Genomic DNA, 25,108 nt, shown 5'->3' on the forward strand with positions numbered 1-25,108 from the left:
TGCGGTGCGTGCCGGTGCGGTGCGTGCCGGTGCGGTGCGTGCCGGTGCGGTGCGTGCCGGTGCGGTGCGTGCCGGTGCGGTGCGTGCCGGTGCGGTGCGTGCCGGTGCGGTGTGTGCCGTGCGGGCGCGGGCTCGTCGTGGCTTGTCGCGCAGTTCCCCGCGCCCCTTGCGGGCCGGTGTCAGTAGCCCTGGTTGTAGGGGTACTGGCCGTTCTGGTGCTGCTGGCCGCCGTACGGCTGCTGCTGGGGCTGCTGTTGGGGCTGCCAGTCCTGCTGCGGTGGGTACTGCTGCTGGTACGGCTGCTCCTGCGGGTACTGCTGCTGGTGGGGGTACTGCTGCCGGCCGTAGTAGTCGTCCTGGTAGCCCGCCTGGTGCCCGTCCCGGTACTCCTCCTGGTGCCCGTCCCGGTACTCGCCCTGGCCCTGGTGGGCGGCGTACGGCTCGTGCTGGTCGATGCGGCGGAGCTGGGTCGTGGCGTCGTCCATGACCGGGGTGTGGGCCTGGGCCATGGCCGGGGCGTGGGGCTCCTCCGCCGCCGCGCGCCTCTTCTTCCCCCGCTCGCGCAGGTACTCGATGATGATCGGCACGACGGAGACGACCACGATGAGGACGAGGATCGCCTCCACGTTGGTCCGGATGACCTCGATCTGGCCGAGCCAGTAGCCCGCGAGGGTGACGCCGGTGCCCCAGGCGACGCCGCCGATCACGTTGTACGACAGGAAGGTGCGGTACTTCATGCGGCCGGCGCCCGCCACGATGGGGGCGAAGGTGCGCACGATCGGCACGAAGCGGGCCAGGACGATCGCCTTGGGGCCGTACTTCTCCATGAACTCGTGCGCTTTCTCCAGGTTCTCCTGTTTGAAGAGCTTGGAGTTGGGCCGGCTGAAGAGCTTGGGACCGAAGAACTTGCCGATCATGTAACCCACTTGGTCGCCGACGATGGCGGCGATCACGATCAGCGCGCAGACCAGCCACAGGGGCTGGCTGATGTACTGCCCCTGCGCCACGAAGAGACCCGCCGTGAACAGCAGGGAGTCACCCGGGAGGAAGGCGAAGAGGCCGGACTCGGCGAAGACGATCAGCAGGATGCCGGGCAGGCTGAAGGTCTCGATCAGGTAGTCCGGGCTGAGCCACTCGGGGCCTAGCGCAAGCGTGGTCACGGGGATGTGGCTCCTGCTGTGGGTACGGGCTGGGGCTGGCTGCCCCAACGTATCAACGCAGCCGCCGCGGCCCAGGTTCCATGGGGCTTCCCAGGATGCACTGTGATCCCGGTCGGTGAAACCTGTGGCACGGGCACCGAGAACCACGCAGGCGGGCGGGGCCCCAGCGGACGTACCGGGTCCTAGGAGGTGTACCGGGCCGCGTTCGCCGAGATCGCCTCCTTGAGGTGCTCGGCGAGACCGGGCCGCATGGAGTCGTAGAACGCCTTGAAACGCTCGTCGGAGACGTACATCTCGCCCAGACAGCGGTGCATGTCGTACGGGCACTCGTAGTACCAGGTGCAGATGTGCCGTCGGTGGGCCTCGGCGAGGTCCATGGCCGCCTCGCCGTCGGGCGGCCCGCCGGCCTCCATGAGGTCCGTGTAGCGCTCGCTCCAGGCGTCGACCTCGGCCTGGAGTCGTTTCCAGTCGTCCTTGGTGTAGCGGGCGACGCGGCGCCGGGACTCGGCGTGGGCCTCGGTGCCGCCCCAGCGGGCCTCCGCCTCCTCCGCGTACCGCTCGGGGTCCTTGTCGCCGAAGACCTCGAACCTCTCCTCGGGCGTGAGTTCGATGCCCATCTCGTGTGCCTCCATGGCGTGTTCCACGGCCGCGGCCATCTTCTGGAGTTTCTCGATCCGCGCGGTCAGCAGTTCGTGCTGGCGGCGCAGGTGCGCGCGCGGGTCCGCGTCCGGGTCGTCCAGCAGGGCGGCGACCTCCTCGAGCGGGAAGCCGAGCTCGCGGTAGAACAGGATCCGCTGGAGCCTGTCGAGGTCGGCGTCGCCGTAACGCCGGTGGCCCGCGTGGCTGCGGCCGCCGGGGACGAGCAGGCCGATCTCGTCGTAGTGGTGCAGGGTGCGCACCGTGACCCCGGCGAAACCCGCCACCTGTCCTATGGCGTAGCTCACTTCGTCCGCCCCCTTCTCGGTTCGCGTTCCACGGTGCGTCCTCACGCCGCGTGAGGTGCAAGTCCCGTCGGCCCCGCCCGCCCCCCCCTTCGGCTCGCCCCGGATGCCGTGTCGGTTCTGCCCGCTTAGCGTGAGGTCGTGGCCCAGGACAGCACACGGCAGGCGCCCACCGCTCCCTCGACCCCGGCACGCGCCCTGCTGCCGCTGATCCTGCCCGCCCTGGCCGTCGGCGTCCTGGCGAGCCTGCTGCTCCTGCTGGTGAGCGGGGCGGCCGAGCAGCTCCAGGGCGTGCTGTGGGGGAATCTTCCGGACGCGCTGGGGGTGGGCCGGTACTCGGTGCTGTGGATGCTCGCCATGCTGACCTCGACCGGGATCCTGGTCGGTCTCGTGGTGTGGAAGGCTCCGGGGCACGCGGGGCCCGACCCCGCCACGACGGGCCTGGACGCGCCCGTGCTGCCGCCCGTCGTCCTCCCGGGCCTGGTGGTGGCGACCGCGCTGATGCTGGCGGGCGGGCCGAGCCTGGGTCCGGAGAACCCGATCATCGCGGTGAACGTCGCGGTCGCCTTCTGGCTGGGGCGCAGGCTGGTGCCCCGGATGCCGGGCCCGGTGTGGCCGGTGCTCGCCGAGGCGGCGACCATCGGTGCGTTGTTCGGGACCCCGGTCGCGGCGGCGCTGCTGATCTCCGAGGCGCTGGCGGGCAGAGGGACCAAGGGGCCGCTGTGGGACAGCGTCTTCGCGCCGCTGGTCGCGGCGGCGGCGGGCTCGATGACCACCACCCTGGTGGCCGAGCCGAGCTTCGACCTCCACCTCCCCCCGTTCGGACATCCCGGCTGGACCGACCTGCTCGCGGCGCTCGTGATCGCGTCCGTGTCCGCGCTGCTCGGCATGTGCGCCGTACGGGCCCTCCCGTACGTGCACGGCGCGTTCTCGCGCCTCGGGCACCCGATGCTGGCGCTGCCGGCCGGCGGGCTCGTGCTGGGGCTGCTGGCTGCCCTGGGCGGCCAGCTGACGCTCTTCAAGGGACTGGAGGAGGTCGGGGAGCTCGCGGCCGATCCGGACCGCTGGTCGGCCGGACAGCTGGCCACGATGACGGTGGTGAAGCTGGCCGCGTTGCTCGTCGCCGCGTCCTGCGGGTTCCGGGGCGGGCGGATCTTCCCCGCCGTGTTCATCGGCTCCGCTCTCGGCCTCACGGCCCACGCGCTGGTGCCCGGGGTGCATCCGGCGGTGGGCGTGGCCACGGGCGTGCTGGGCCTGCTGCTGGCCATCACCCGGCAGGGCTGGGTGAGCCTGTTCGTCGCGGCCGTCCTGGTGTCCTCCCCGACGATCCTCGCGCTGCTGTGCATCGCCTCGCTCCCGGCCTGGCTGCTGGTGACGGGCCGGCCGCAGATGCAGTTGCGCGACGACGGAACGGCGGTGCGCTGAGCGTGTGAACCGGACGGGCCCCTCGATCCGATGAACCGGACAGACGCCCCGCGACCTGATGAACCGAACACACCCCCGATCCGAACCGCAGACGCCCCCTCGACCCGGTGAACCGCACACACCCCCTCGACCCGATGAACCGAACACACCCCCCGATCCGATGAAGTGATGCAAGCCGATGCGAGCCGGCCGGAGGCCGGTCCGCGGTTGGGAGGAAGCCCGTGCCCCTGCACAAAGGTCCCCAGAAGCCCGACGAACGCCCCCTGTCCGTGAACCCGTTCTACGGTGAGGCGAACCCGGTCGGCGGCATGGCCGAGGCCCCGCCCAAGCACCGGCTGCCGGACGAACCGATGGCTCCGTCGGCGGCGTACCAGCTGGTCCACGACGAGCTGATGCTGGACGGCAACGCACGGCTGAACCTGGCCACTTTCGTCACCACCTGGATGGAGCCGCAGGCCGGCGTCCTGATGGGCGAGTGCCGGGACAAGAACATGATCGACAAGGACGAGTACCCGCGCACCGCCGAGCTGGAGCGCCGCTGTGTGGCGATGCTCGCCGATCTGTGGAACGCGCCGGATCCGTCGGCGGCGGTGGGCTGTTCGACGACCGGGTCCAGCGAGGCGTGCATGCTGGCCGGGATGGCGCTGAAGCGGCGCTGGAGCAAGCGGGGTCAGGCCCCCGGAGCGCGGCCGAACCTCGTCATGGGCGTCAACGTCCAGGTGTGCTGGGAGAAGTTCTGCAACTTCTGGGAGGTGGAGGCCCGTCTGATCCCCATGGAGGGCGACCGCTACCACCTCGACCCGCAGGCCGCCGCCGAGCTGTGCGACGAGAACACCATCGGGGTCGTGGGCATCCTCGGCTCCACCTTCGACGGGTCCTACGAGCCGATCGCCGACCTGTGCGCGGCCCTGGACGCCCTCCAGGAGCGCGCCGGCCTCGACATCCCGGTGCATGTCGACGGCGCGTCCGGCGCGATGGTCGCCCCCTTCCTGGACGAGGACCTGGTGTGGGACTTTCGTCTCCCGCGGGTGGCGTCGATCAACACCTCGGGGCACAAGTACGGCCTGGTGTACCCCGGGGTGGGCTGGGCGTTGTGGCGGGACAAGGAGGCTCTGCCGGAGGAACTCGTCTTCCGGGTGAACTACCTGGGCGGCGACATGCCGACCTTCGCACTGAACTTCTCCCGGCCCGGCGCCCAGGTCGTCGCCCAGTACTACACGCTGCTCAGACTCGGCCGCGAGGGCTACCGCGCGGTGCAGCAGACCACTCGGGACGTGGCCCGGGGCATCGCCGACCGCGTGGAGGCCCTCGGCGACTTCCGGCTCCTCACCCGGGGCGACCAGCTGCCGGTCTTCGCGTTCACGACGGCACCGGACGTGACGGCGTACGACGTCTTCGACGTCTCCCGCCGGCTGCGGGAGAACGGCTGGCTGGTCCCGGCGTACACCTTCCCGCCGAACCGGGAGGACCTCTCCGTCCTGCGGGTCGTCTGCCGCAACGGCTTCTCGGAGGACCTCGCGGAACTGTTCGTGGAGGACCTGGAACGGCTGCTGCCGGAGCTGCGGCGCCAGTCGGGACCGGCGGTCCGGGACAAGGGGGCTGCGACCGGCTTCCACCACTGAGGCGCGCCGGAGCCCGCCGGCCGCCCTCCCCGGCGGGTCTCGCGGCCCAGGGGCGAGGACCGGCCTACTCCGGCGACCGACCGAACGACCGGCTCTAGAACGGGAAGCCGCTCCGGCCGTGCTGGACGGAGATCCACTTGGTGGTGGTGAACGCCTCCAGCGTCGTCTCGCCGTTGAGACGGCCGACGCCCGAGTTCTTCTCGCCGCCGAAGGGCACGAGGGGCTCGTCGTGGACGGTGCCGTCGTTGACGTGGAACATGCCGGTGTCGATCCGCTGGGCGAAGCGGACGCCGCGCTCGACGTCGCCGGTGTGGACGGCGCCGCTGAGGCCGTACGGGGTGTCGTTGACGAGGCGGACGGCCTCTTCCTCGCCGTCGAAGGGGATGAGGAAGGCGACCGGGCCGAAGAGTTCCTGGCGCAGCAGGGGCGAGTCGGCGGGGACGTCCGTGAGGACGCTGGGCTCGACGAGGTTGTCGGTGGTGGTGCCGTGGACGAGGGCCGTCGCGCCGCCCGCGACGGCCTGCTCCACGGCGGCCGTCAGGGACTCCGCCTGGGAGGAGTTGATGACCGGGCCGATCACCGTCTGCGGGTCGCTCGGGTCGCCGGCCTTGAGGGACTTCACCTTGGCGACGAACTTCTCGGTGAACTCGTCGGCGATCGAGCGGTCGACCAGGACACGGTTGGCGGCCATGCAGACCTGGCCCTGGTGGACGTAGCGGCTGAAGACGGCCGCGTCGACGGCGTAGTCGACGTCGGCGTCGTCGAGGACCACGAGGGCGCTGTTGCCGCCCAGTTCAAGGATCGTGCGCTTGAAGTGCGCGGCGCAGACGGTGGCGACGTGACGGCCGACCTTGTCGGAGCCGGTGAAGGAGATGACCCGCGGGACCGGGTGCTCGAGGAAGGCGTCACCGATCTCGGCGACGTCGGTGAGGACCACGTTCAGCAGGCCGGCGGGCAGGCCCGCGTCCTCGAAGAGCTTCGCGACCAGCGTGCCGCCGACGATCGGGGTGTCCTGGTGGGGCTTGAGGACCACGGCGTTGCCCAGCGCCAGGGCGGGCGCGACGGACTTCAGCGACAGCAGGAAGGGGAAGTTGAAGGGGCTGATCACGCCGACGACGCCCACCGGGAGGCGGTAGAGGCGGTTCTCCTTGCCGTCGACCGGCGAGGGGATGATCCGGCCCTCGGGGCGCAGCGCCAGGTGGATCGACTCGCGCAGGAACTCCTTGGCGAGGTGCAGTTCGAAGGCGGCCTTGAGGCCGGTGCCGCCGAGCTCGGCGATGATCACCTCGGTGATCTCCCGCTCGCGCTCCTCGACCAGGCGCAGCACCTTCTCGAAGACGGCGCGGCGGGCATAGGCGTTGGTCGCGGCCCAGGCCTTCTGGGCACGGGCGGCGGCCCGGTAGGCCTGATCGACCTCGTCGACCGTGGCTATCGTGATCGAGGCGAGCTTCTCGCCGTCGTAGGGGTTGAGGTCGATGATGTCCCACGAGCCTGTGCCCGGGCGCCACTCACCGTCGATGTACTGCTGGGCCAGGTCGGTGAAGTACGACGACATGTGATCCCTCAATCCCCTGCGCTGCGACCGACGTCGCGATCTGATGGGACGTCATCGTACGAGCCCGGCAAGAGGGTTGTGGCTCCTCCGGGTTTCTCTGGGGAAAACCCTAGGAAAGCTGGAGCAGACCGCGCAGCAGGTCCCGGCTCTCGTCGGGCCCGGGGCTGTCCTGCTGGAGCTCCTTCAGCGCCTGCTCGTACTGGGCGACGTCCTCGCGCTTGTCCAGGTAGAGGGCGCTGGTGAGCTGCTCCAGGTAGACGACGTCCGACAGGTCCGACTCCGGGAAGCTGAGGATGGTGAAGGCGCCGCTCTCCCCGGAGTGCCCGCCGAAGCCGAACGGCATGATCTGGAGCCGCACGTTGGGGCGCTCGGAGATGTCGATCAGGTGCTGGAGCTGCCCGCGCATCACCTCGCGGTCGCCGTAGGGCCGGCGCAGGGCGGCCTCGTCGAGGACGATGTGGAAGTCGGGGGCGTTCTCGGCCACGAGGTACTTCTGCCGCTCCAGGCGCAGCGCCACCCGACGGTCGATGTCGGCCACGCTCGCGCCCTTCATGCCGCGTCGCACGACCGCGTGCGCGTACGCCTCGGTCTGGAGCAGCCCGTGCACGAACTGCACCTCGTAGACACGGATCAGCGAGGCGGCGCCCTCCAGGCCGACGTACGTCGGGAACCAGTTGGGCAGGACGTCGGAGTAACTGTGCCACCACCCCGCCACGTTGGCCTCGCGGGCGAGCGAGACGAGCGCCTGGCGCTCGGTGTCGTCCGTGATGCCGTACAGCGTCAGCAGGTCCTCGACGTCCCGCGTCTTGAAGCTCACCCGGCCCAGCTCCATGCGGCTGATCTTCGACTCCGACGCACGGATCGAGTAGCCGGCCGCCTCGCGCGTGATGCCGCGCGCCTCTCGCAGTCGCCGTAGTTGCGAGCCGAGCAGCATCCGCCGCACCACCGATCCGGGCTCTCCCGCGCTCACCTTCGCCAGCCTCCCCAACCGTTCTCAGGGTCCCGCAGTCTGCCACTAAAACACTTCGAGCTGTACTCGTCCGATTACAGAGATGGAAAGAAGCCAAAGGATACGCACAGAGTGACCTCAGGGAAGAGAGGGGAGAAGGCAAGAGCATGCCCCTGATCGGCAAGAAGATGGCGGAAAAAATGGCCAAGAAGCGGTACGGGCAGGTCCATTTCGGTCACGTGCACGTGCATCTGCCCTTGCATCTGCCCTACGCATCGGAAACGATGGTCCCGCGCCACCGCTGCATCGCAACGACCGCGAATCCCGGGAGTGCCTCGCATGGGGACGAATGGATCGACCATGCTCGAGCCGTTACGGCAGGGCCTTCCGCCGCTTGATCCCGCGGCCGTGTCCGACGCCGCCTCCTGCGCACTGCCCGCCCGCCACGAAGCGGTGCGCGAGGCACGGCGGTTCACCCGCAGAACGCTCGGACAGTGGGACGTCGGCGACCGTTTCGACGATGTCTGTCTGGTCGTCTCCGAGCTGGTGACCAACGCCCTGCGGCACGGACTGCCGTCCGACTGCGCCACCCGCCTCCCGCACGGGCAGCACCCGCCCGTGCGCCTGCACCTGATGCGGTGGACCGAGCGGCTGGTGTGCGCGGTGCGCGATCCCAGCGACGACAGCCCGCTGCCGCGCGAGGCGGACGATTTCGCCGCCGAGTGCGGCCGCGGCCTGTTCCTGGTCGACTCGTTCGCCGACGGCTGGGGCTGGCACCCGTTCGCCGGCACGCTGGGCGGCAAGGTCGTGTGGGCGCTGTTCCGGCTGCCCACCGCGGACGGATGAGAACCGCGGCGTCTTGTGACGCCGCGGTTCTACGCGCGTCGTAGCCGTTTTTCCGCCCCTTCCCGCAGATTTTCCGCAGAGTTTCCGCCGACAGCCGACGGCAGGCAGCAGGCAGCAGGCAGCAGGCAGCAGACGAGGGGCAGCGGGCGTAGACGGCAGACGGCACGCGGCACGCGGCAGACGGTGGTCAGCTGGCGATCAGGTGGTCGAACTCGCCGTCCTTGATACCCAGCAGCATCGCCTCGATCTCGGCACGCGTGTAGACGAGCGCGGGACCGTCCGGGAAGCGCGAGTTGCGCACGGCCACCTCACCGCCGGGCAACCGCGCGAACTCGACGCAGGAACCCTGTGAATTGCTGTGCCGGCTCTTCTGCCAGGCAACCCCGGACAACTGTGTGGCCGCCATGCCGTTGTACACGTCATGCCCCCCGTCAACGTCGTGGTCCACAGGTCGCTCCCTGGTGGTGCACTGGCTCGTGTGGCCATAGGTGCCGTGGTCAACTGTTCCGGATCATAACCCCGTTCATGTGCAGCTGCATGAGCAGATGCACGTGCACGCCCGGTGCCCGTGCGGTTACAGCAGGGACGCCCGCCGTACCCGATGCGTTCGACCTTCGGCCCCCGTCGCGCGTCTGCCCCGGGGTCCACGGGCCATGCGACCACCGGTTCCTGTGGGCGGCCCGCGACTGCGCGGGCCGCCCACAGATGGTTCGGATCGAACTATCGCGTACAGGAGAAGACGCACCGGGTGGCGCCCGTGTTCCGGCGTCGCGCAGCCGGTTCGGCCGGCGACGCACCGTGCACGCCGCGGGTTCCGGCCGGGGCCCCCGCGCCCGGGCGGACGCGGACCGTCCGCTCGCCTCGGCCGCGCGGCGCGCGGGCGGCCCGCGAGGCCCTCGCGCCGCGCGAACCGGAACGCCACGCACCTCCCCCGCCCCCGGCGCGAACAGGCCGGGCCGCCTCCCCCGCGCCGGGCGTCCGCGACAAGCGCTCGCCCCCGCGGACGACGGGGAGATCGTCCACGGGGGCGAGCGACGGGACCGGCGCGCACAGGGCCGCGCCGAGGGCACGTCGGCGCAGATTCACCCGGAGCCGGCACGCGACGGAACCGGACAGCGGTCGTATTCCCGCTCCTTCGAACGGCTCCCGGGCATACGCCATCGGCGGGGCCGTTCCTACGCCGGTGGCCGGTCTCCGCTGCTGTCCTCGGCGTCAGCGGCCGCCGTACGGCAGGAGGGCCATCTCCCGGGCGCTCTTGATCGCGCGGGCCACCTGGCGCTGCTGCCGGGCCGAGATCCGGGTGACCCGGCGGCTGCGGATCTTGCCGCGGTCGGAGAGGAACGTCCGCAGCAGGTCGGTGTCCTTGTAGTCGACGTACGTGATCCCGGCCCGGTCCAGCGGGTTGGGCCGGTTCCGGGCGGGTTCGCGCTCGCTCCTGCGGGGCATCGGGGGTCAGACCTCCAGAAGGGTGTCGAAGGCGGGCGGCAGCCGCTTCCAGGCGTCGCGCCCGGCGGCGTACTCGGCGTCGGTGAGCAGACAGGACTCCAGCAGACCGGTCAGGCCGTCCCGGTCGAGCGCGGGGGACGTGAAGACCAGGTGCTGGCAGCGGTCGCCGTGTTCGGGGTGCCAGTCCAGCGCGGCGGCCGCGCGACGCACGGGCGGCACCATGTCCCAGGCCGCGTCGGGCAGCGACGCGAGCCACGGCCCGGCCGGCTCCACGCACAGGGCTCCGCCCGCCGCGTCCCAGTGGAGCAGCGTGTCGGGCCGGTCGGCGAGCCAGAACCGGCCCCTGCTGCGGGCCGCGGCACAGGTCAGCCCCTCCAGCGCCGTGTACAGCCGCTCCGGGTGGAAGGGGCGGCGGCGGTGCCAGACGAGCGTGGTGACGCCGTGCGCGTCGGCCTCGGCGGGCAGCAGTGCGCAGGCCGGGTGCTGTGCGGCGGCGGCCGCCTCCACATCGAAGCCGGCGAGGGCGGCGGCGGCCAGCGGGGAACCGGGCGAGGGTCCGGGCCTGCCGGGCGAGGGTCCGGGCGAGTCGGACGAGGGTCCGGGCGTGCCGGACGAGGGTCCGGGCGAGGCGGACGAGGGTCCGGGCGAGGCGGACGGCCCGGTGTCCGTCCGGTTTCCCGGCCGGCCGCCCGGCACGGGGACCCCGACCCTGCGGGCCGTGGGGTGGAGCTGGGCCAGCAGCTCGTGGTCCTCGTCGTCGGCCTCCGGGGAGTCCACGACGGCCAGGACCGGGGCGTACTCCAGCTGCCGCGCGAAGGTGTCGGCGACGGTCCGCCGGTCGGTGGCGGCCGCGGCGAGGCCGACGTCCGCGAGGTCGTCGCCGTCGGCGAGGTACGGCAGCAGCAGTGCCGGGTCGACGGCCGTGATCACGCCGGTGACGGTGAGACCGCCGGCCACGACCGCCTCGGCCATCGCCTTGGGCTCGACGGAGTCCCACAGCTCGACCACCGCGAGCCGGGTGCTGCCGTCGTCGGCGAGGCGGCGCGGTTCGGGCACCAGGTCCTCGCGCAGGGCGCAGCAGGCGCAGTCGTCGACGAGGGGCGCCTCGCGGACCGACCGGACGCCGGTGGCGTCCCGCACGGTCCGGACGACCGTACCGGCGGTGGCCGTCGACAGGTCGTGGTGGAGGACGACGGCGCCGGGCACGTCGGCGAGCAGCCGCGCGACGGCCGCCCCGCGGGCGTCGGCGTGCAGCCCGCCGACCAGGACCACGGACAGGCTCACGCCCCGCCCCGCTTCCCGTACCGGAGCTCGAAGCGCTCCACGCGGCCGGCCGTGTCCAGGACGCGGGCGGTGCCGGTGTAGAAGGGGTGGCTGACGTTCGAGATCTCGACGTCCACGACCGGGTAGGTGTGCCCGTCCTCCCACTCGATCGTCTTCTCGCCGGTCATCGTCGAACGGGTGAGGAAGGCGTGACCCGCGGCCCGGTCGCGGAAGACGACGGGACCGTAGGCGGGGTGGATTCCCTTGCGCATGGCGGTGGTTCAGCGCTCCTCTCGGAAGTCGACGTGACGGCCGACGACGGGGTCGTACTTGCGCAGGGTCATGCGGTCCGGGTCGTTGCGGCGGTTCTTGCGGGTGACGTAGGTGTAGCCGGTGCCCGCCGTGGAGCGGAGTCTGATGACCGGGCGCAGTTCGTTGCGTGCCATGCTGATACCTTACTGAAAATGAATTCCATTAGCGATACGGCTTCAGGAGAGGTACGTCACCCATGTCCGCGCACTGCATGCTGACCGGCGCCCGGCCCGGCTTCGGCAACCGCGTCTCCCACTCCCACCGGCGCACCTCGCGCCGCTTCGATCCGAACATCCAGTCCAAGAGGTACTGGCTGCCCGGCGAAGGCCGGTACGTGCGGCTGCGGTTGAGCGCCCGCGGGATCCGGACCGTCGACGCGATCGGCGTCGAGGCCGCCGTGGCCCGGATCCGCGCCCGGGGGGTGAGGGTCTGATGGCGAAGAAGAGCAAGATCGCGAAGAACGAGCAGCGGCGGGAGACCGTCGCCCGGTACGCCGGGCGGCGGGCCGAGCTGAAGGAGATCCTCCGGCGCCCGTCGTCGACGGACGCGGAACGGCAGGCCGCTCAGCGCGAGCTGCGCCGCCAGCCGCGCGACGCGAGCGCCACGCGCGTACGCAACCGTGACCAGGTGGACGGGCGGCCGCGGGGGTACTTCCGCGCGTTCGGGCTGTCCCGGGTGAGTTTGCGGGAGCAGGCACACGCGGGGTATCTGCCGGGAGTGCGGAAGGGGTCGTGGTGAAGGTGGAGAGGGTGCGGGGAGGGCGGTCGCTGGGAGGGCGGCCGCGGGGAGGGCGGGGGTGATGGGCGGTCGTTGAGGGGGTGATGGGCGGTCGTTGAGGGGGTGGGGGCGGACCGGACGGCGGGCGGGGGTGCCGGCGGTGGCCGGTCCGGGGGCCGTCCGGGAATGCCGGCGGTGGCCGGTCCGGGGGCCGTCCGGGAATGCCGGCGGTGGCCGGTCCGGGGGGCCTTCCGGGGGTGCTGCCGGGGCTCCAGTCGGGGGTGCAGCCGGGCGCGTCGCTGGGCGCGCCGCCGGGGGTGCAGCCAGGGGTCCAGCCGGGGGCCCAACCGGGGGCCCAACCGGGCGCGCCGCCAGGGGTGCTGCCGGGGCGTGGGCGGCTGGTAGCTTGCTGCGGTCCTTCCGGCCGACCGGGCCGCCCGGCTACCGCTTGGGAGCTAGCAGTGACCACGGTGAACTTCTCGCGCACCACGCCCTCCTCGAGCCACTCCCCCTCCCTCCCGGCCTCCCTCCCGACCTTCCCTTCGGCGCGTCCCGCGCGCGGGACGCGCCGCCGGGCGGTGCGGGCCGCCGTCGTGACGGCCACGCTGGCGGGCGCGCTCGCGCTGACCGCGTGCAGCGACGGCGGCGGGTCCGACGACACGCCGTCGGCCACGTCCGGCACGGCGTCGGGCACGGCGTCGGGCACGGCGTCGGGCGCGGCCACCGGGGGCGGCTCCGGCGGCTCCGGCAGCACCGGCGGGTCCGCGTCCGCGCGGGCCTCCTCCGAGCTGGAGGGCAGCTGGCTCGCCACCACGGACGGCAAGGCCGTCGCCCTGGTCGTCACCGGTTCGCAGGCCGCCCTCTTCGCGACCGGCGGGACCGTGTGCAGCGGGACCGCCGGCGAGGAGGCGGACATGCAGATGATCCGCCTGAAGTGCACGGCCGGTACGGACGACCGTACGACCGGCATGGTCGACTCCGTCGACGCGGACTCCCTCCGGGTCACCTGGGAGGGCGGGGCCGGTCAGGAGACGTACACCAGGGCGGAGGGCGGCCAGTTGCCGTCGGGGCTGCCCACGGCCGGCCTGGGGTGACCGGACGCCCTAGCCGGCGCCATGCCCGGACGCCCTGGCCGCACGCCATGCCCGCACGCCCTGGTTGGACGCCCTGGCCGTACGCCGTCCGGGCACTGGGCGCCCGGTGACCGCATGCCGTGACCGGACCCTGTGACCGCCGTGGCCGGGGTCTGTGACCGGGGGTCCGGATGGCGGGGTGGGCGGCGGTTCGGGGCGGACATGCGTGATGATCCTTCGAGCACCGTCACGTCATGCAAGGGACCCATACATGCGCGCCGTTCCGATCACCGTCACCGCCCTCGCCGCCGCCTTCCTCCTCACCGCGTGCGGCGGCGGGGACGACAACTCCTCCGGTGGCGAGGAGAGCAAGGCCGCGTCCGGCTCCGCCTGTGCCGCCGGTGACCTCGCCATGGAGCTCGGCGCGGTGAACGCCGCTCCCGCCGCCGGGGACACCGGCAACGTCACCGTCACGGTCACGAACAACGGCGCCGAGTGCACCCTGGACGGCTTCCCCGAGGTCGAGTTCGACACCGACGGCACCAGCACCGCCGTCCCGCGGAACGAGGCCGCCGAGGCACAGGAGCTGACCCTGCCGGAGCAGGGCACGACCTCCTTCACGATCACGTACGTCCGTGCCGAGGAGGGTGGCTCGGAGGCCCTCGCCGTGACGACGGTGAAGTACGGGCTGCCGGGCGGCGAGGCGGACCAGAGCTTCGCGTGGACGTACGGCGACGTGGCCCTGAAGGGCGAGGACACCCCGGACGCCTCGGTGAGCGCCTTCCAGCAGGCGGGTGACTGACCGTCAAGAACGGTCCCGTGGCGGGCCCGGGAAAAAATCTCGCCGTCCGGCAACCTCCGGCCGGGCGGCGGCGACAAAGGGCCAGATGGACGAGTAAGGCCATCGCACGCCGAACGAAAGCTGCGACATGAGTACAGAGACAGCCCCACGCCCGGGGCACCGCCGGAGGAACGGACGTCGCCGTACCGTCCTGGTCGGCGCCATCGCCGCATCGCTGGTCGGCGGCGCCGTCGTCGGCGGAGTGCTGATGACGGCGTCCGCCTCCGGACCGGGCGCGGGCACCTACCGTCTGGTGAACTCGGACGGCACCTGTCTGGAGGTCCCCTCGGCGAGCACGGCGGACGGTGTCCAGCTGACGCTGGCCACGTGTGACGGGGGCGCCGACCAGAACTGGAAGCTGACCGCGTCCGGGGACGGGTTCACCGTGGCGTCCGCCGCCACCGGGCTGTGCGCCGGGGTCCAGGGCGACTCGGCCTCCGCCGGCAAGGCCGTACAGCAACAGACCTGCGACGACGGCACCTCGCAGGTCTGGCGGACCAGCGCGCTGGACGACGCGTACCACCTGGTCAACGCGCACAGCGAGAAGTGCCTGAACACCAAGTCCGCGCGGGCGCAGCAGAACTCCTGCGACAAGGCGGCCACCAAGAGCTGGACCCTGCAGACGGTGAGCGGTGCGTCGGCCACGCCGTCGGCCGGTGCGACGGCGTCCGCCTCCGCGTCCCCGTCGGCCACCGCCACCGCCACCGCCTCCGCGACGGCCTCGGCTTCGGCCACCGCCTCCGCCTCCGCGACGACGACGGCGACGGCGACGGCGACGGCAAGCGCCTCGGCCTCCAGCGGCACCACGTTCGCCTCCTGGCCCACGGCCACCGGCGAACAGGCCGTCACCGAGACCATCGAGGTGAGCGGGACGTACGACGGCTCCCTGAAGCGCTTCTACGGTTCGGGCGACCTGGGCGGCGACGGCCAGGACGAGGGCCAGGACCCGATCTTCAAGCTCGCCGACGGCGCGACGCTGAAGAACGTGATCCTCGGCTCCCCGGCCGCCGACGGCGTCCACTGCTCCGGCAGCTGCACGCTCCAGAACGTGTGGTGGGAGGACGTCGGCGAGGACGCCGCGACCTTCAAGGGCAAGTCCTCCTCGGCGACCTACGTGATCGACGGTGGCGGTGCGCAGAAGGCCGACGACAAGGTCTTCCAGCACAACGGCGCCGGCACCCTGACCATCAAGAACTTCCAGGTCTCCGACTTCGGCAAGCTCTACCGGTCGTGCGGCAACTGCTCGACGCAGTACACCCGGCACGTGGTGGTCAGCAACGTCCAGGTCACCAGCCCCGGCAAGGTCGTCGTCGGGATCAACTCCAACTACGGTGACACGGCCACGCTGTCCGACGTGACGATCGTCGGTGACAGCAGCAAGAAGATCACCGTGTGCGAGCGTTTCGAGGGCAACAGCAGCGGCGACGAGCCGACCGAGCTGGGCAGTGGCCCGGACGGCACGTACTGCGTCTACGACTCCTCGGACGTGACCTACCAGTAGGCCCTGTCCGCCCGCCCGCCGGCCGTGTCACCGGTCCGGCGGGCGGGCCGCGACGGCGTCAGTCGGTGCCCGGGGCTCGTCCGGGCAGTCGGGGCCGGGAGCGCATCCGGGCCCGGTCCGCCGCCTGGGCGCCCTCCGTCCAGCCCGCCTCGTCGGTCACGCCGCGCAGGCGGGTGGTGACGGTCTCCGGGAACATGCGGTCCGTCGCGTCGGTGACCGCGAGGTCGCGGGTGGCGAGGACCGGGAGCAGGTCGTCGGCCAGCGGGGTCTCGGCGGCGGCCGCGAGGCGGGTGCCGATGCGGTGGGCGTAGGCGGCGAGGAAGGACTGGCGGAAGGTCTTGGTGCGTCTGCGGCCGCCCGCCCGCTGGGCCGCCTCCGCCCTGGTCAGCGCGGTCTGCGCCTGCACCAGCAGGGACGTGAAGAGCAGTTCCACCACCTCCAGGTCGGCCTCGAACCCGACGACCGTGGAGAAGCAGAAGGGTTCGTTCCACACCGCCCGGCAGTGGTTGGCGTCGGCGACCGCGTCCAGGAGCACCGCCTTGGCCTGCTCGTACGGCGGCTCCACACCGATCCGGCAGGCGCCGGGGGCGTCCGGGGCCGGGGCTCGGGCGTCGAGCAGGGCCTCGTCGACGCTGTGCCGGGCCATGAGTTCCTGCGCCTTCGCGGTGAGCGCCTCCGCCTCCTGCGGGTATCCGGTCGCCTCCGCCTTGGCGAGCAGGGCACGGATGCGGGTGAGCATGCGGGAGTCGGAGCGGGCCGCCCGGTCCCGGCGCGGTTCCCGGAGGGGTTCGAGGGTGGGCAGGCGCAGCAGCAGGCGGTAGAGCTCCAGGACCGCGGTGGCGTGGGAGAAGCGGTCGGTGCGCGGCGGGGCCTCCGTGGGGAGCTCCTCCAGCTGAGCCGTCCAGCGCCGGCCGCGCGGGCGCCCCTCCTCCCGGCGGTCCTGTGCGCGGATCAGTGAAGCGAGCAGGCGGACGTGGGGCTCGTCCAGGTCGCGGCGCACGAGCCGTACGACGTCGGCGGGCTGCCAGCCGCGCCGCCAGGCCGCCGCCACGAACTCCTCGCCGCGCCGCGCGAGTCCGGCGTCCGCCGAGGGGTCGGCGGCGAGCAGGGACGCGCCCGCGTCGAGGGCGGTGTCGCCCGTCTCGTAGAGGGCGGCGCGGAGGGCTCGGTCGACGGTGGGCGTGCTGCTGGTCATCCGGTGATGGTGCCACGGGCGGGGACGGGTACGGAGTCCCGGCAACTGTCAACTCGGGGTTGACGGCACGCGGCCGTCAACCTACGGTTGACACATGACTTCCTCGTCCCAGGACCCCACGTCGTCCGTCCGTCTCGACGACCTCATCCACGCGATCAAGAAGGTCCACCCGGAACCCCTCGCCCAGCTCCAGGACGCGGTCATCGCGGCCGAGCACCTCGATGACGTGGCCGACCACCTGATCGGCCACTTCGTCGACCAGGCCCGCCGTTCGGGTGCCTCCTGGACGGACATCGGCCGGAGCATGGGCGTGACGCGGCAGGCCGCGCAGAAGAGGTTCGTGCCCAAGGAATCGACCGACCTCGACCCGAGCCAGGGTTTCAACCGGTACACCCCGCGCGCGCGGAACGTCGTCATGGCCGCCCACACCGAGGCCAGGGCGGCCCGCACACCGGAGGGCCTCCCCGCCCACCTCGTCCTCGGGCTGCTCGCCGAGCCGGAGAGCATCGCGGCGAAGGCCCTCGCCGCGCAGGGCGTCTCCGCGGACACGGTCCGCGGGGCCGCCACGGCAGCGCTGCCGCCCGCCGCCGAGGAGGTGCCCGAGCTCATCCCCTACGGCTCGGACGCCAAGAAGGTCCTGGAACTCACCTTCCGCGAGGCCCTCCGCCTCGGCCACCACTACATCGGCACCGAGCACGTCCTCCTGGCCCTCCTGGAGTTCGAGAACGGCGAGGGCGTGCTCAGCGGCCTCGGCATCCGGAAGACGGAGGTCGAGCGGTACGTGGCGGAAGCGCTCGCCGAGATGGTGAAGGCGCTGGAGGGGCAGCGGGCGGGAGAGGGGGAGGCAGAGCGGGGGGACTGAGCGAGGGCCGGGCCGGGCCGTTCGGGCTCGCCGGCCACGGACGCGCGGGGCGTTGTCAGACCCCCCTGGCAGACTCGCGGTATGGGTGATCGGTGGGTGCTCGCTCCGGTCGAGGGTGGCGGTGCGGAACTGGTCGCCCTCGGCGGGGACGGGCTGCCGGTGGGGCCGGTGGTGCGGGAGCGGGATCTGGTGGAGGCGGTGCGGGAGCGGCCCGGGGTGGCGCGGTGGGTCTGGCGTTCGACGGCCGAGGTGTACCCGCGACTGCTCGCCGCGGGGGTGCGCGTCGAGCGGTGCTACGACGTGGAGGACGCCGAGACCCTCCTGCTCGGCCACGAAGGACGGCACGGCGAGCCCCGGTCGGCCGCCGCCGCCCTGGCCCGGCTGCGCGGCGGGCCCGTACCGCCGGACCCGCCGCAGCGGTCCGCCGAGCCCGGCGCGCAGTCCTCGCTGTTCGAACCGGAGGCCGCCGGGCTGCCGCTCGCCGACCTCCTCACCGTCTACGCCGGCCAGCAGCGGCGCCACGACCGGGCGGAGTACCCGGAGCGGATGCGGCTGCTGACGGCGGCCGAGTCGGCGGGGATGCTGGTGGCCGCCGAGATGAACCGGGCGGGGCTGCCGTGGAGCGCGCGGGTGCACCGCGCGGTGCTGCACGACCTCCTCGGCGACCGGTACGCGGGCGGGGGCGAGCCCCGTCGGCTGGCCGAGCTCGCCGACGAGGTGTCCGCCGCCTTCGGGCGCCGGGTGCGGCCGGACCTGCCCGCCGATGTGATCAAGGCGTTCGCGCAGGCCGGGATCAGGATCAGGTCGACGCGGCGCTGGGAGATCGAGTCGATCGACCATCCGGCCGTGCGGCCGCTGATCGAGTACAAGAAGCTGTACCGCATCTGGGTGGCGCACGGCTGGTCCTGGCTCCAGGACTGGGTACGGGAGGGCCGCTTCCGGCCCGGGTTCCTCGCGGGCGGCACGGTCAGCGGGCGCTGGGTGACCAACGGCGGGGGCGCCCTGCAGATCCCCAAGGTGATCCGGCGGGCCGTGGTCGCCGACCCCGGCTGGCGGCTCGTCGTCGCCGACGCCGACCAGATGGAGCCGCGGGTGCTCGCGGCGGTCTCCCGCGACCCCGGGCTGATGGAGGTGGCGGGCCGCGAGACCGACCTCTACCAGTCCGTCTCCGACCGCGCCTTCTCCGGCGACCGCGCCCAGGCCAAGCTCGCCGTGCTCGGCGCGGTGTACGGCCAGACGTCCGGCGACGGTCTGAGGAACCTCGCCGCCCTGCGCCGCCGCTTCCCGCGCGCGGTGGCCTACGTCGACGAGGCGGCGCGGGCCGGCGAGGAGGGCCGGCTCGTGCGCACCTGGCTGGGCCGGACCTGTCCGCCGGTGGCCGGGGCGACGGACGGCACGGCGGAGGAGGCGGGCATCCCCGCCGGGGACGAGGAGGCCGACAGCCGGCCGTGGGTGCCCGGCCACTCCTCCTCCGACGCCCGCGCGCGCGGCCGCTTCGCCCGCAACTTCGTCGTCCAGGGCAGCGCCGCCGACTGGGCTCTGCTGCTGCTCGCCGCACTCCGCCGGACATGCGCCGGCCTGGCGGCCGAGCTGGTCTTCTTCCAGCACGACGAGGTGATCGTGCACTGTCCTGAGGAGGAGGCCAAGACGGTCGTCGCCGCGATCCGGGAGGCGGCGGACCTGGCCGGACGGCTGACGTTCGGCGAGACGCCGGTGCGGTTCCCGTTCACCACGGCCGTGGTGGAGTGTTATGCGGACGCCAAGTGACGACCGGCGGCCACGGCCCCGGGTGTGCTGTCCGGGCGGGGTCTCAGATGACCGGGGGCCTGCCCAGCCGGGTCAGTCGCCACACCGTCCGCCAGCGCATGGGCCGCCGTGGGCCGGCCGGCGTGCGCACCCCTTCGGCGAACCCGCCGAACCAGGCCCGCAGACCACCGAGGGAACGGGTGCGCAGCAGCGTGACGAGGACCCACACCCCCAGGTGCACCGGGACGAGCGGCAGCGGGAGGTTGCGCCGGACCAGCCACACCCGGTTGCGGGCGGTGACGCGGTGGTAGATGGCGTGCCGGGCGGGCGAGGTCTTCGGGTGCCGGAGCAGCAGCTCGGGCGCGTAGCGGATGTGCCAGCCGGCGTCCGTGGCGCGCCAGGCCAGGTCGGTCTCCTCGTGCGCGAAGAAGAACTCGGCGGGCCAGTCGCCGGTCCGGTCGAGCATCTCCATGCGCAGGGCGTGGCCGCCGCCGAGGAAGCCGGTGACGTACCCGCCCCGCATCGGGTCGGAGGCGCCCACGCGCGGCACGTGCCGCCGCTGGGTCTCACCGTGCTCGTCGGCGATGCGGAAGCCGACGATGCCCAGGCGCGGGTCGGCGGCGTACAGGTCGCGGACGCGGCGCAGCACGTCGGCGTCGACGAGCAGCCCGTCGTCGTCCAGCTCCACGACGACGTCGACGTCGCCGTACTCCCGCAGCCGGGCGAGGGCGACGTTGCGGCCGCCGGGGCAACCGAGGTTCTCGTCGGTCTCGACGGTGGTGACCTCGCCGGGCAGGGAGAGCCGGCGGGCGAACTCGGGCAGCCGGCAGCCGTTGCCGACGATCACGATGCGGGCGGGCGCGAGGTCCTGTTTCGCCACCGACTCCAGCAGGGCGTCGACCTCGGCGGGCCGGTTGCCCATCGTCACCACGGCAACGGCGATCCTCGGCTCCACCACGTCCCACGCTCCGTCCGGCCCTCGACGGCTCCCCGGCCCGTCCCGGCGGTGCCCGTCGTTCACCAAGATGTTGCCTCAGATCCGGAGGCTGCCCCGACGCCGGTTCACCTCGTGTCGGCTTTACATCGTTTTTCCCCGAGCAGGAGGACCTGACCGCCATGCCTTTCCGCTGTGCCGTGCTCGACGACTTCCAGAACGTCGCCACCGAGGTCGTCGACTGGTCGGTCCTGGGCGACGGGGTGCAGGTCGTCACCTTCACCGAGCATGCCGCCACCGAGGACGAACTCGTCGCCGCGCTCGCCGGCTTCGACTGTGTGGTCACCCTGCGCGAGCGGGTCGCCTTCCCGGCCTCGCTGCTGGACCGGCTGCCGCGACTGAAGCTGCTGATCGCCTCCGGCATGCGCAACTCGGTGATCGACTACACGGCGGCACGGAGGAACGGCGTGACCGTGTGCGGCACGGAGAGCTCCTCCACCCCGCCGGTCGAGCTCACCTGGGCCCTGCTGCTCGGGCTCGCCCGCGGTCTGGTCCAGGAGACCACCGCCCTGCGCGAGGGCGGCCCGTGGCAGTCCACCGTCGGCGCCGACCTGCACGGCCGCCGACTCGGTCTGCTGGGCCTGGGCAGGACCGGCAGCCTGGTCGCCCGGGTCGGCCTCGCCTTCGGCATGGAGGTGACGGCCTGGAGCCGGAACCTCACTCCGGAGCGCGCGCACGAGGTCGGTGTCCGTCCGGCGGCCTCGAAGGAGGAACTGCTCCGCGAGAGCGACTTCGTCTCCGTGCACCTCGCCCTGAGCGACCGCACCCGCGGTCTGCTGGGCGCGGCCGAACTCGCCCTCCTCAAGCCGACGGCGTTCCTGGTCAACACCTCGCGTGCGGCGATCGTCGACCAGGACGCGCTGCTGGCCGCGCTGCGGGAGGGCCGGATCGCGGGCGCCGGGGTGGACGTGTTCGACGTCGAGCCCCTGCCCCACGACCATCCGATGCGGACGGCACCCCGGCTCCTGGCGACCCCGCACCTGGGTTACGTCTCCCGCGCCAACTACGAGCGCTACTACGGGCAGGCCGTGGACGGCATCCGGGCGTTCCTGGCCGGGGAGCCGGTGCGCCTACTCGGCTGACCGGCTCCCGACCCGGCCGGCCCGTACTCGGCCGGGGAGCCGGGGCCGCCCCGCCCGCCCATGTCGCCCGCGTGCTCGCCGACGCCATGCGCCGGGGAGCGGCCCGCGCTCCCCGGCCGGCCCGTACTCGGCCGGCCCGCCCGTCGGCGCGTACGGCGGTGCCGGCCCCGCTATTCCGTACGCAGCGCGGTGGCCGTGTCCGTCCGGGCCGCCCAGCCGGCCGGAAGCAGGCCGCCCGCCACCGTGATGACCAGACCCCCCAGGGCGAGCGCGACCAGCCACGACGGGTCGTAGACGGCGATCGTCGCGGCGGGCAGGGCGAGGCCGGCGGCATCCCCCATGAGGGGGGTGATCCAGTGGTGCAGCGCGACGCCGACGGGGACCACGGCCGCGCCGACGAGCAGGCCGGGCCAGGCGACGGAGACGACCACCATGGCCACCGTCTGGCGGGGCGTCATCCCCAGGGCCTTGAAGACGCCCAGATCACGGATGCGGTCACGGGTGTCGAGGACGACCGTGTTGAGCACGCCCAGGCCGGCCACCACGACCAGCATCAGGGTGAGCATCCCGATCAGCGCGTCCATGGCCAGGACCACGCTGGACGAGCCGGAGGTGTTGGGCAGGGCGGTCGCGCCGACCGGTTCCAGGGCGGCGTTCAGCGCGGTGAGGTACGCGTCCGCGTCCGTACCCGGCTCCGTTCTCACGTCGTACCGGCCGGGCCTCGCGTCCACACCCAGTGCGGAGAGGGTGGACGTCGAGGTCAGCAGCGCCATGCCCTTCCCTTCCGTGAAGAACACCTCGCCGACGATCCGCACCGAGGCCTGCCGTCCCCCCTGCGTCAGGGTCACGGTGTCACCGACCTCGACACCGGCGGCCTTCAGAAACCGGCCGGTGACCGCCGCCTGGCCCGGCCCGTCCAGCCAGCGGCCCGAGACCGTCCGCGGAGCGCCCCACGACGAGTCACCCTCGTACGCCACGACCGTGGTCTCGCCGGCGATCCCGGTCACGCCGACCTGGGCCTGGACCGTGCCGTAGAAGCGGCTGGTCCCCCGCTGCGCGCGCAGCACGGCGGCGACCCGCTCCGGATCGGCCTTCGGCACGTCGGCCTCGCCCGCCGCGGGGACCACGTCGGCGCCGGGCGGTCCCTGGCTGCCGCCCGCCTGTACGACGACCGAGCCGGCCGAGTTGAGCCTGCGCCCGTCGGAGACCGCGCCGAGCGAGAGCGCGAGGCCCACGGCGAAGGTGACGGAGACGGCGCCGAAGGCGACCGCGGCGGCCATCGTGCCCGACCGCGCCGGGCGCGCGAAGGGGTGGGCGAGCCCGAGGCTCACCGCGCGCGGCACCGGCAGCCGTGCCGTGAGCCGCCGTAGTGCCCGCCCGCGGCCGGTGCCACGCGCCCGCCCGCCGGTGAGCGCGTCGGCGGTGCGCAGCCGGCCCGCGCGCAGGGCCGGCCACAGGGCGGCGCCCGCGACCAGGACGAGGGCGGCTGCGGGCACCACGAGGTCGACCCGGAGGGGGAGCGAGCCGGCCGGCGCGCCGAGAGCCTCCCCCGCCTCGGCCAGCACCGGCCCGGCCAGCAGGTTGCCGAGGACCAACGCCGCCGCACAGCCCACCGCCGCCGGGACCAGCGCCTGTCCGACGTAGGCCAGGACGATCTGCGCCGGGGTGAGCCCGAGGGCCTTGAGAACGCCGATGCGGCGGGTCGCGGCACCGACCGAGCCGCTGACCACGATGCCGATGACCAGGACCGACAGCGACAGCCCGAGCACCCCGAAAGCGGCCAGGAACGGCACGAACGCCATCGCGTTGGCCGTCTGCTCCTGCCGGACGGTCAGGTACGGGAGCGTCCCGGTCATCGCGCCCCGCGGCACGAGCGCCGCCACCGCGTCCCGTCCGGCGGCCACCTCGTCGTCGGTGTCGGCGTCGTGGAACCGGTAGAGCATCTCGTACGAGGACCCGCCGGACCCGCCGGACCCGCTAGTCCCGCCGGTCTCGCTAGTCCCGCCGGTCTTGCTAGTCCCGCCGGACCCTCTAGTCCCGCCGGCCCCTCCGGTCTCGCTAGTCCCGCCGGACCCGCTAGTCCCGTCCGCGCCGGACGGGTCCGGCGACGACGGGTCGGCCTGCGTCCCGGCCGGTGCCTCGGCCAGCGCCTCGGCCTGTGCGGGCGTCACCCAGGCCTCCGCCGTGCCGGTCACCGAGCGGGCGACACCCACCACGGTCAGCGTCGGGCTGTCCGCCGCGTCGGGGAACGCCAACCGTGCGCCCACCTTCCGTACCGGCAGCACGCCGTCGGCCACCACGATCTCGCCCGGACGGGTGGCCCACGCGCCCTCGACGAGGTCGATGCGGTCCACCGGGCCCCCGGCGCCTGCCCGGCCCACGACGGTCACCGGCGGGAGGTCCAGTCCGGCCGGCAGGTCATCGAAGCCGGAGACGGTGCGCGGCCGTGCCGTGAGCGTCCGGAACGGACCGGCCGCGGCGCTCACGCCGGACGCCCGGGCGGTCGCCGTGAGCTGCGCGGACGTCACTTTCGTCCCGTCGAACCGCGCGGTCAGATGGGCACCGTGCTGCCGCGCGAAGGCCCGGTCGAAGGGCGCCCGGGACGCCACCGTCAGTCCGACCGCGAGGATCGACGCGGTGACGGCCACGAGCGTGGTCAGGACCATCACCGTCGTCTGCACACGCCGTCGCGCGACCCCCGCGCGCACCACCCGGCCCAGGGTGCTCACCGGCCCACCCCCGTGGCGGACGCGGCATCGCCGGTGCCGGTGCGGGTGTCGGTGCCGGGGTGCAGGCCGGTACGGGCGCCGAGGCCGGTACGGGCGCCGAGGCCGGTACCGGTGTCCCGGGCGATCCGGCCGTCGACCAGTTCGACGGTCCGGGTCGCACAGGCCTCGGCGAGACCGAGATCGTGGGTGACCAGGACGACCGTCTGTCCGCCCGCGTTGAGCGTGACGAGCAGCTCGCGGACCTCCGCGCCGGCGGCGGTGTCCAGCGCGCCCGTCGGCTCGTCGGCCAGGAGCAGCGCAGGACGGTGCATCAGCGCGCGGGCCACCGCGACGCGTTGGCGCTCACCCCCGGACAGCCGCCCCGGGAACGCCCCGGCGTGCCGGGCGACCCCGAGGTACTCCAGCAGCTCCACGGCACGTTCGCGGGCCTCGGCCTTCGGGATGCCCGCCAGTTGGGCCGGCAGCAGCACGTTGTCGGTGACCGTCAGATCGTCGAGGAGGTGGAAGAACTGGAAGACCATGCCGATCCTCGTCCGCCGGTACCGGGCCGAGGCGGTCTCGCTCATCCCGTCCACGCGCAGCCCGTCGACGGTGACGCTGCCCGCGCTCGGACGGTCCAGCCCGGCGATCAGGTTGAGGAGCGTCGACTTGCCGCTGCCCGACGGCCCGACGACGGCCAGCGCCTCCCCCGCGCCCACGCTCAGCGTGACCCCGGCGAGGGCGGGCGGCCCCTCGCCGTAGGTCCTGCTCACATCGCGGATGTCGATGACGGGCGCGGTCGCTGCCACGGTGCCTCCCAGGCGGTGGTCGAGGATTCACCCGACGCTAGGGACGCGCCCCCGTCCGGGG

General features: G+C 73.1%; 25 protein-coding genes and 1 pseudogene. 13 read left to right on the forward strand and 13 right to left on the reverse strand.

Translation table 11 applies throughout. The features are described from left to right. Nucleotides 1-179: 179 nt before the first annotated feature. Together ACIP67_RS03985 and ACIP67_RS03990 are read right to left on the reverse strand one after the other, a co-directional pair. Nucleotides 180-1,160 (reverse strand): DedA family protein, encoded by a 981-nt coding sequence (locus tag ACIP67_RS03985; RefSeq protein WP_401686977.1) that lies wholly within the window; start codon nucleotides 1,158-1,160, stop codon nucleotides 180-182. A gap of 182 nt (nucleotides 1,161-1,342) precedes the next feature. Next, nucleotides 1,343-2,104, reverse strand: a complete 762-nt coding sequence (locus ACIP67_RS03990; protein ID WP_401686980.1) for a MerR family transcriptional regulator — start codon at nucleotides 2,102-2,104, stop codon at nucleotides 1,343-1,345. A 138-nt stretch (nucleotides 2,105-2,242) separates the two neighbouring features. Here ACIP67_RS03990 and ACIP67_RS03995 point away from each other — a divergent pair, with 138 nt between their 5' ends. Together ACIP67_RS03995 and ACIP67_RS04000 are read left to right on the forward strand one after the other, a co-directional pair. After that, entirely contained in the window at nucleotides 2,243-3,526 is a 1,284-nt protein-coding gene (locus ACIP67_RS03995; protein ID WP_401686983.1) for an ion channel protein, read from the forward strand. A gap of 221 nt (nucleotides 3,527-3,747) precedes the next feature. After that, nucleotides 3,748-5,148: a glutamate decarboxylase gene (locus tag ACIP67_RS04000; RefSeq protein ID WP_401686986.1), complete on the forward strand. Its 1,401-nt coding sequence runs from the start codon at nucleotides 3,748-3,750 to the stop codon at nucleotides 5,146-5,148. 94 nt (nucleotides 5,149-5,242) lie between these two features. Here the strand turns inward: ACIP67_RS04000 and ACIP67_RS04005 are convergent, their stop codons facing one another. Both ACIP67_RS04005 and ACIP67_RS04010 read right to left on the reverse strand, forming a co-directional pair. Next, complete coding sequence (locus tag ACIP67_RS04005; protein ID WP_401686989.1) at nucleotides 5,243-6,703, reverse strand: aldehyde dehydrogenase family protein; 1,461 nt, start codon at nucleotides 6,701-6,703, stop codon at nucleotides 5,243-5,245. 109 nt (nucleotides 6,704-6,812) lie between these two features. Continuing rightward, entirely contained in the window at nucleotides 6,813-7,637 is an 825-nt protein-coding gene (locus ACIP67_RS04010) for a helix-turn-helix domain-containing protein (RefSeq protein WP_401688100.1), read from the reverse strand. 182 nt (nucleotides 7,638-7,819) lie between these two features. Here ACIP67_RS04010 and ACIP67_RS04015 point away from each other — a divergent pair, with 182 nt between their 5' ends. Together ACIP67_RS04015 and ACIP67_RS04020 are read left to right on the forward strand one after the other, a co-directional pair. Next, nucleotides 7,820-8,050 carry a hypothetical protein gene (locus tag ACIP67_RS04015; RefSeq protein ID WP_401688151.1) on the forward strand — a complete coding sequence of 77 codons (231 nt, stop codon included), beginning with the start codon at nucleotides 7,820-7,822 and terminating at the stop codon, nucleotides 8,048-8,050. Beyond that, complete coding sequence (locus ACIP67_RS04020) at nucleotides 7,992-8,498, forward strand: ATP-binding protein (protein WP_401686992.1); 507 nt, start codon at nucleotides 7,992-7,994, stop codon at nucleotides 8,496-8,498. Before ACIP67_RS04015 ends, ACIP67_RS04020 begins: the two co-directional genes overlap by 59 nt. A 187-nt stretch (nucleotides 8,499-8,685) precedes the next feature. On the opposite strand, the gene ACIP67_RS04025 is transcribed toward ACIP67_RS04020, so the two are convergent. The 5 genes from ACIP67_RS04025 to rpmG form a co-directional block, all read right to left on the reverse strand. Next, on the reverse strand, nucleotides 8,686-8,946 hold the full coding sequence (locus tag ACIP67_RS04025; RefSeq protein WP_389524979.1) for a DUF397 domain-containing protein: 261 nt from the start codon (nucleotides 8,944-8,946) through the stop codon (nucleotides 8,686-8,688). Between the two features lie 764 nt (nucleotides 8,947-9,710). After that, nucleotides 9,711-9,944: a 30S ribosomal protein S18 gene (gene rpsR / locus ACIP67_RS04030; protein WP_401686995.1), complete on the reverse strand. Its 234-nt coding sequence runs from the start codon at nucleotides 9,942-9,944 to the stop codon at nucleotides 9,711-9,713. 6 nt (nucleotides 9,945-9,950) lie between these two features. After that, nucleotides 9,951-11,228 (reverse strand): GTP-binding protein, encoded by a 1,278-nt coding sequence (locus ACIP67_RS04035; protein ID WP_401686997.1) that lies wholly within the window; start codon nucleotides 11,226-11,228, stop codon nucleotides 9,951-9,953. After that, complete coding sequence (locus ACIP67_RS04040; RefSeq protein ID WP_389524987.1) at nucleotides 11,225-11,479, reverse strand: type B 50S ribosomal protein L31; 255 nt, start codon at nucleotides 11,477-11,479, stop codon at nucleotides 11,225-11,227. Before ACIP67_RS04040 ends, ACIP67_RS04035 begins: the two co-directional genes overlap by 4 nt. Before the next feature lie 9 nt (nucleotides 11,480-11,488). After that, a complete protein-coding gene (rpmG, locus tag ACIP67_RS04045; protein WP_401687000.1) occupies nucleotides 11,489-11,653 on the reverse strand; it encodes a 50S ribosomal protein L33 in 165 nt (54 codons plus the stop codon). Nucleotides 11,654-11,715: 62 nt separating this feature from the next. On the opposite strand from rpmG, the gene rpmB reads away from it, so the two are divergent. The 6 genes and pseudogenes from rpmB (at nucleotide 11,716) to ACIP67_RS04075 (ending at nucleotide 15,651) form a co-directional block, all read left to right on the forward strand. Beyond that, nucleotides 11,716-11,952 carry a 50S ribosomal protein L28 gene (rpmB, locus tag ACIP67_RS04050; protein ID WP_385066022.1) on the forward strand — a complete coding sequence of 79 codons (237 nt, stop codon included), beginning with the start codon at nucleotides 11,716-11,718 and terminating at the stop codon, nucleotides 11,950-11,952. Then, nucleotides 11,952-12,257 (forward strand): 30S ribosomal protein S14, encoded by a 306-nt coding sequence (gene rpsN / locus ACIP67_RS04055; RefSeq protein WP_401687004.1) that lies wholly within the window; start codon nucleotides 11,952-11,954, stop codon nucleotides 12,255-12,257. Before rpmB ends, rpsN begins: the two co-directional genes overlap by 1 nt. 557 nt (nucleotides 12,258-12,814) lie before the next feature. After that, nucleotides 12,815-13,330, forward strand: coding sequence for a hypothetical protein (locus ACIP67_RS04060; protein WP_401688103.1), 516 nt, complete (start codon nucleotides 12,815-12,817; stop codon nucleotides 13,328-13,330). Between the two features lie 250 nt (nucleotides 13,331-13,580). Next, nucleotides 13,581-14,111, forward strand: coding sequence for a DUF4232 domain-containing protein (locus ACIP67_RS04065; RefSeq protein ID WP_401687007.1), 531 nt, complete (start codon nucleotides 13,581-13,583; stop codon nucleotides 14,109-14,111). Nucleotides 14,112-14,358: 247 nt separating this feature from the next. Further along, nucleotides 14,359-14,796: pseudogene (locus tag ACIP67_RS04070) on the forward strand (RICIN domain-containing protein); the annotation flags it as partial. Next, nucleotides 14,776-15,651 carry a pectate lyase gene (locus ACIP67_RS04075; protein ID WP_401688106.1) on the forward strand — a complete coding sequence of 292 codons (876 nt, stop codon included), beginning with the start codon at nucleotides 14,776-14,778 and terminating at the stop codon, nucleotides 15,649-15,651. The pseudogene ACIP67_RS04070 and the gene ACIP67_RS04075, both read left to right, overlap by 21 nt. A gap of 58 nt (nucleotides 15,652-15,709) precedes the next feature. Here the strand turns inward: ACIP67_RS04075 and ACIP67_RS04080 are convergent, their stop codons facing one another. Next, complete coding sequence (locus tag ACIP67_RS04080) at nucleotides 15,710-16,846, reverse strand: DUF2786 domain-containing protein (protein ID WP_401687010.1); 1,137 nt, start codon at nucleotides 16,844-16,846, stop codon at nucleotides 15,710-15,712. Between the two features lie 94 nt (nucleotides 16,847-16,940). On the opposite strand from ACIP67_RS04080, the gene ACIP67_RS04085 reads away from it, so the two are divergent. Further along, complete coding sequence (locus tag ACIP67_RS04085) at nucleotides 16,941-17,708, forward strand: Clp protease N-terminal domain-containing protein (RefSeq protein WP_401687013.1); 768 nt, start codon at nucleotides 16,941-16,943, stop codon at nucleotides 17,706-17,708. Nucleotides 17,709-17,789: 81 nt separating this feature from the next. After that, nucleotides 17,790-19,475 (forward strand): bifunctional 3'-5' exonuclease/DNA polymerase, encoded by a 1,686-nt coding sequence (locus tag ACIP67_RS04090; RefSeq protein WP_401687016.1) that lies wholly within the window; start codon nucleotides 17,790-17,792, stop codon nucleotides 19,473-19,475. 43 nt (nucleotides 19,476-19,518) lie between these two features. Here ACIP67_RS04090 and ACIP67_RS04095 read toward each other — a convergent pair whose 3' ends face one another. Beyond that, entirely contained in the window at nucleotides 19,519-20,412 is an 894-nt protein-coding gene (locus ACIP67_RS04095) for a glycosyltransferase family 2 protein (protein ID WP_401687018.1), read from the reverse strand. Nucleotides 20,413-20,570: 158 nt separating this feature from the next. On the opposite strand from ACIP67_RS04095, the gene ACIP67_RS04100 reads away from it, so the two are divergent. Further along, nucleotides 20,571-21,530, forward strand: a complete 960-nt coding sequence (locus tag ACIP67_RS04100) for a D-2-hydroxyacid dehydrogenase family protein (RefSeq protein ID WP_401687021.1) — start codon at nucleotides 20,571-20,573, stop codon at nucleotides 21,528-21,530. Between the two features lie 170 nt (nucleotides 21,531-21,700). Here ACIP67_RS04100 and ACIP67_RS04105 read toward each other — a convergent pair whose 3' ends face one another. Further along, on the reverse strand, nucleotides 21,701-24,259 hold the full coding sequence (locus tag ACIP67_RS04105) for an FtsX-like permease family protein (RefSeq protein ID WP_401687024.1): 2,559 nt from the start codon (nucleotides 24,257-24,259) through the stop codon (nucleotides 21,701-21,703). Next, nucleotides 24,256-25,047, reverse strand: a complete 792-nt coding sequence (locus ACIP67_RS04110) for an ABC transporter ATP-binding protein (protein WP_401687026.1) — start codon at nucleotides 25,045-25,047, stop codon at nucleotides 24,256-24,258. Before ACIP67_RS04110 ends, ACIP67_RS04105 begins: the two co-directional genes overlap by 4 nt. Nucleotides 25,048-25,108: the final 61 nt, after the last annotated feature.

Source organism: Streptomyces sp. NPDC088812, from assembly GCF_044750285.1.
Lineage (GTDB): Bacteria > Actinomycetota > Actinomycetes > Streptomycetales > Streptomycetaceae > Streptomyces.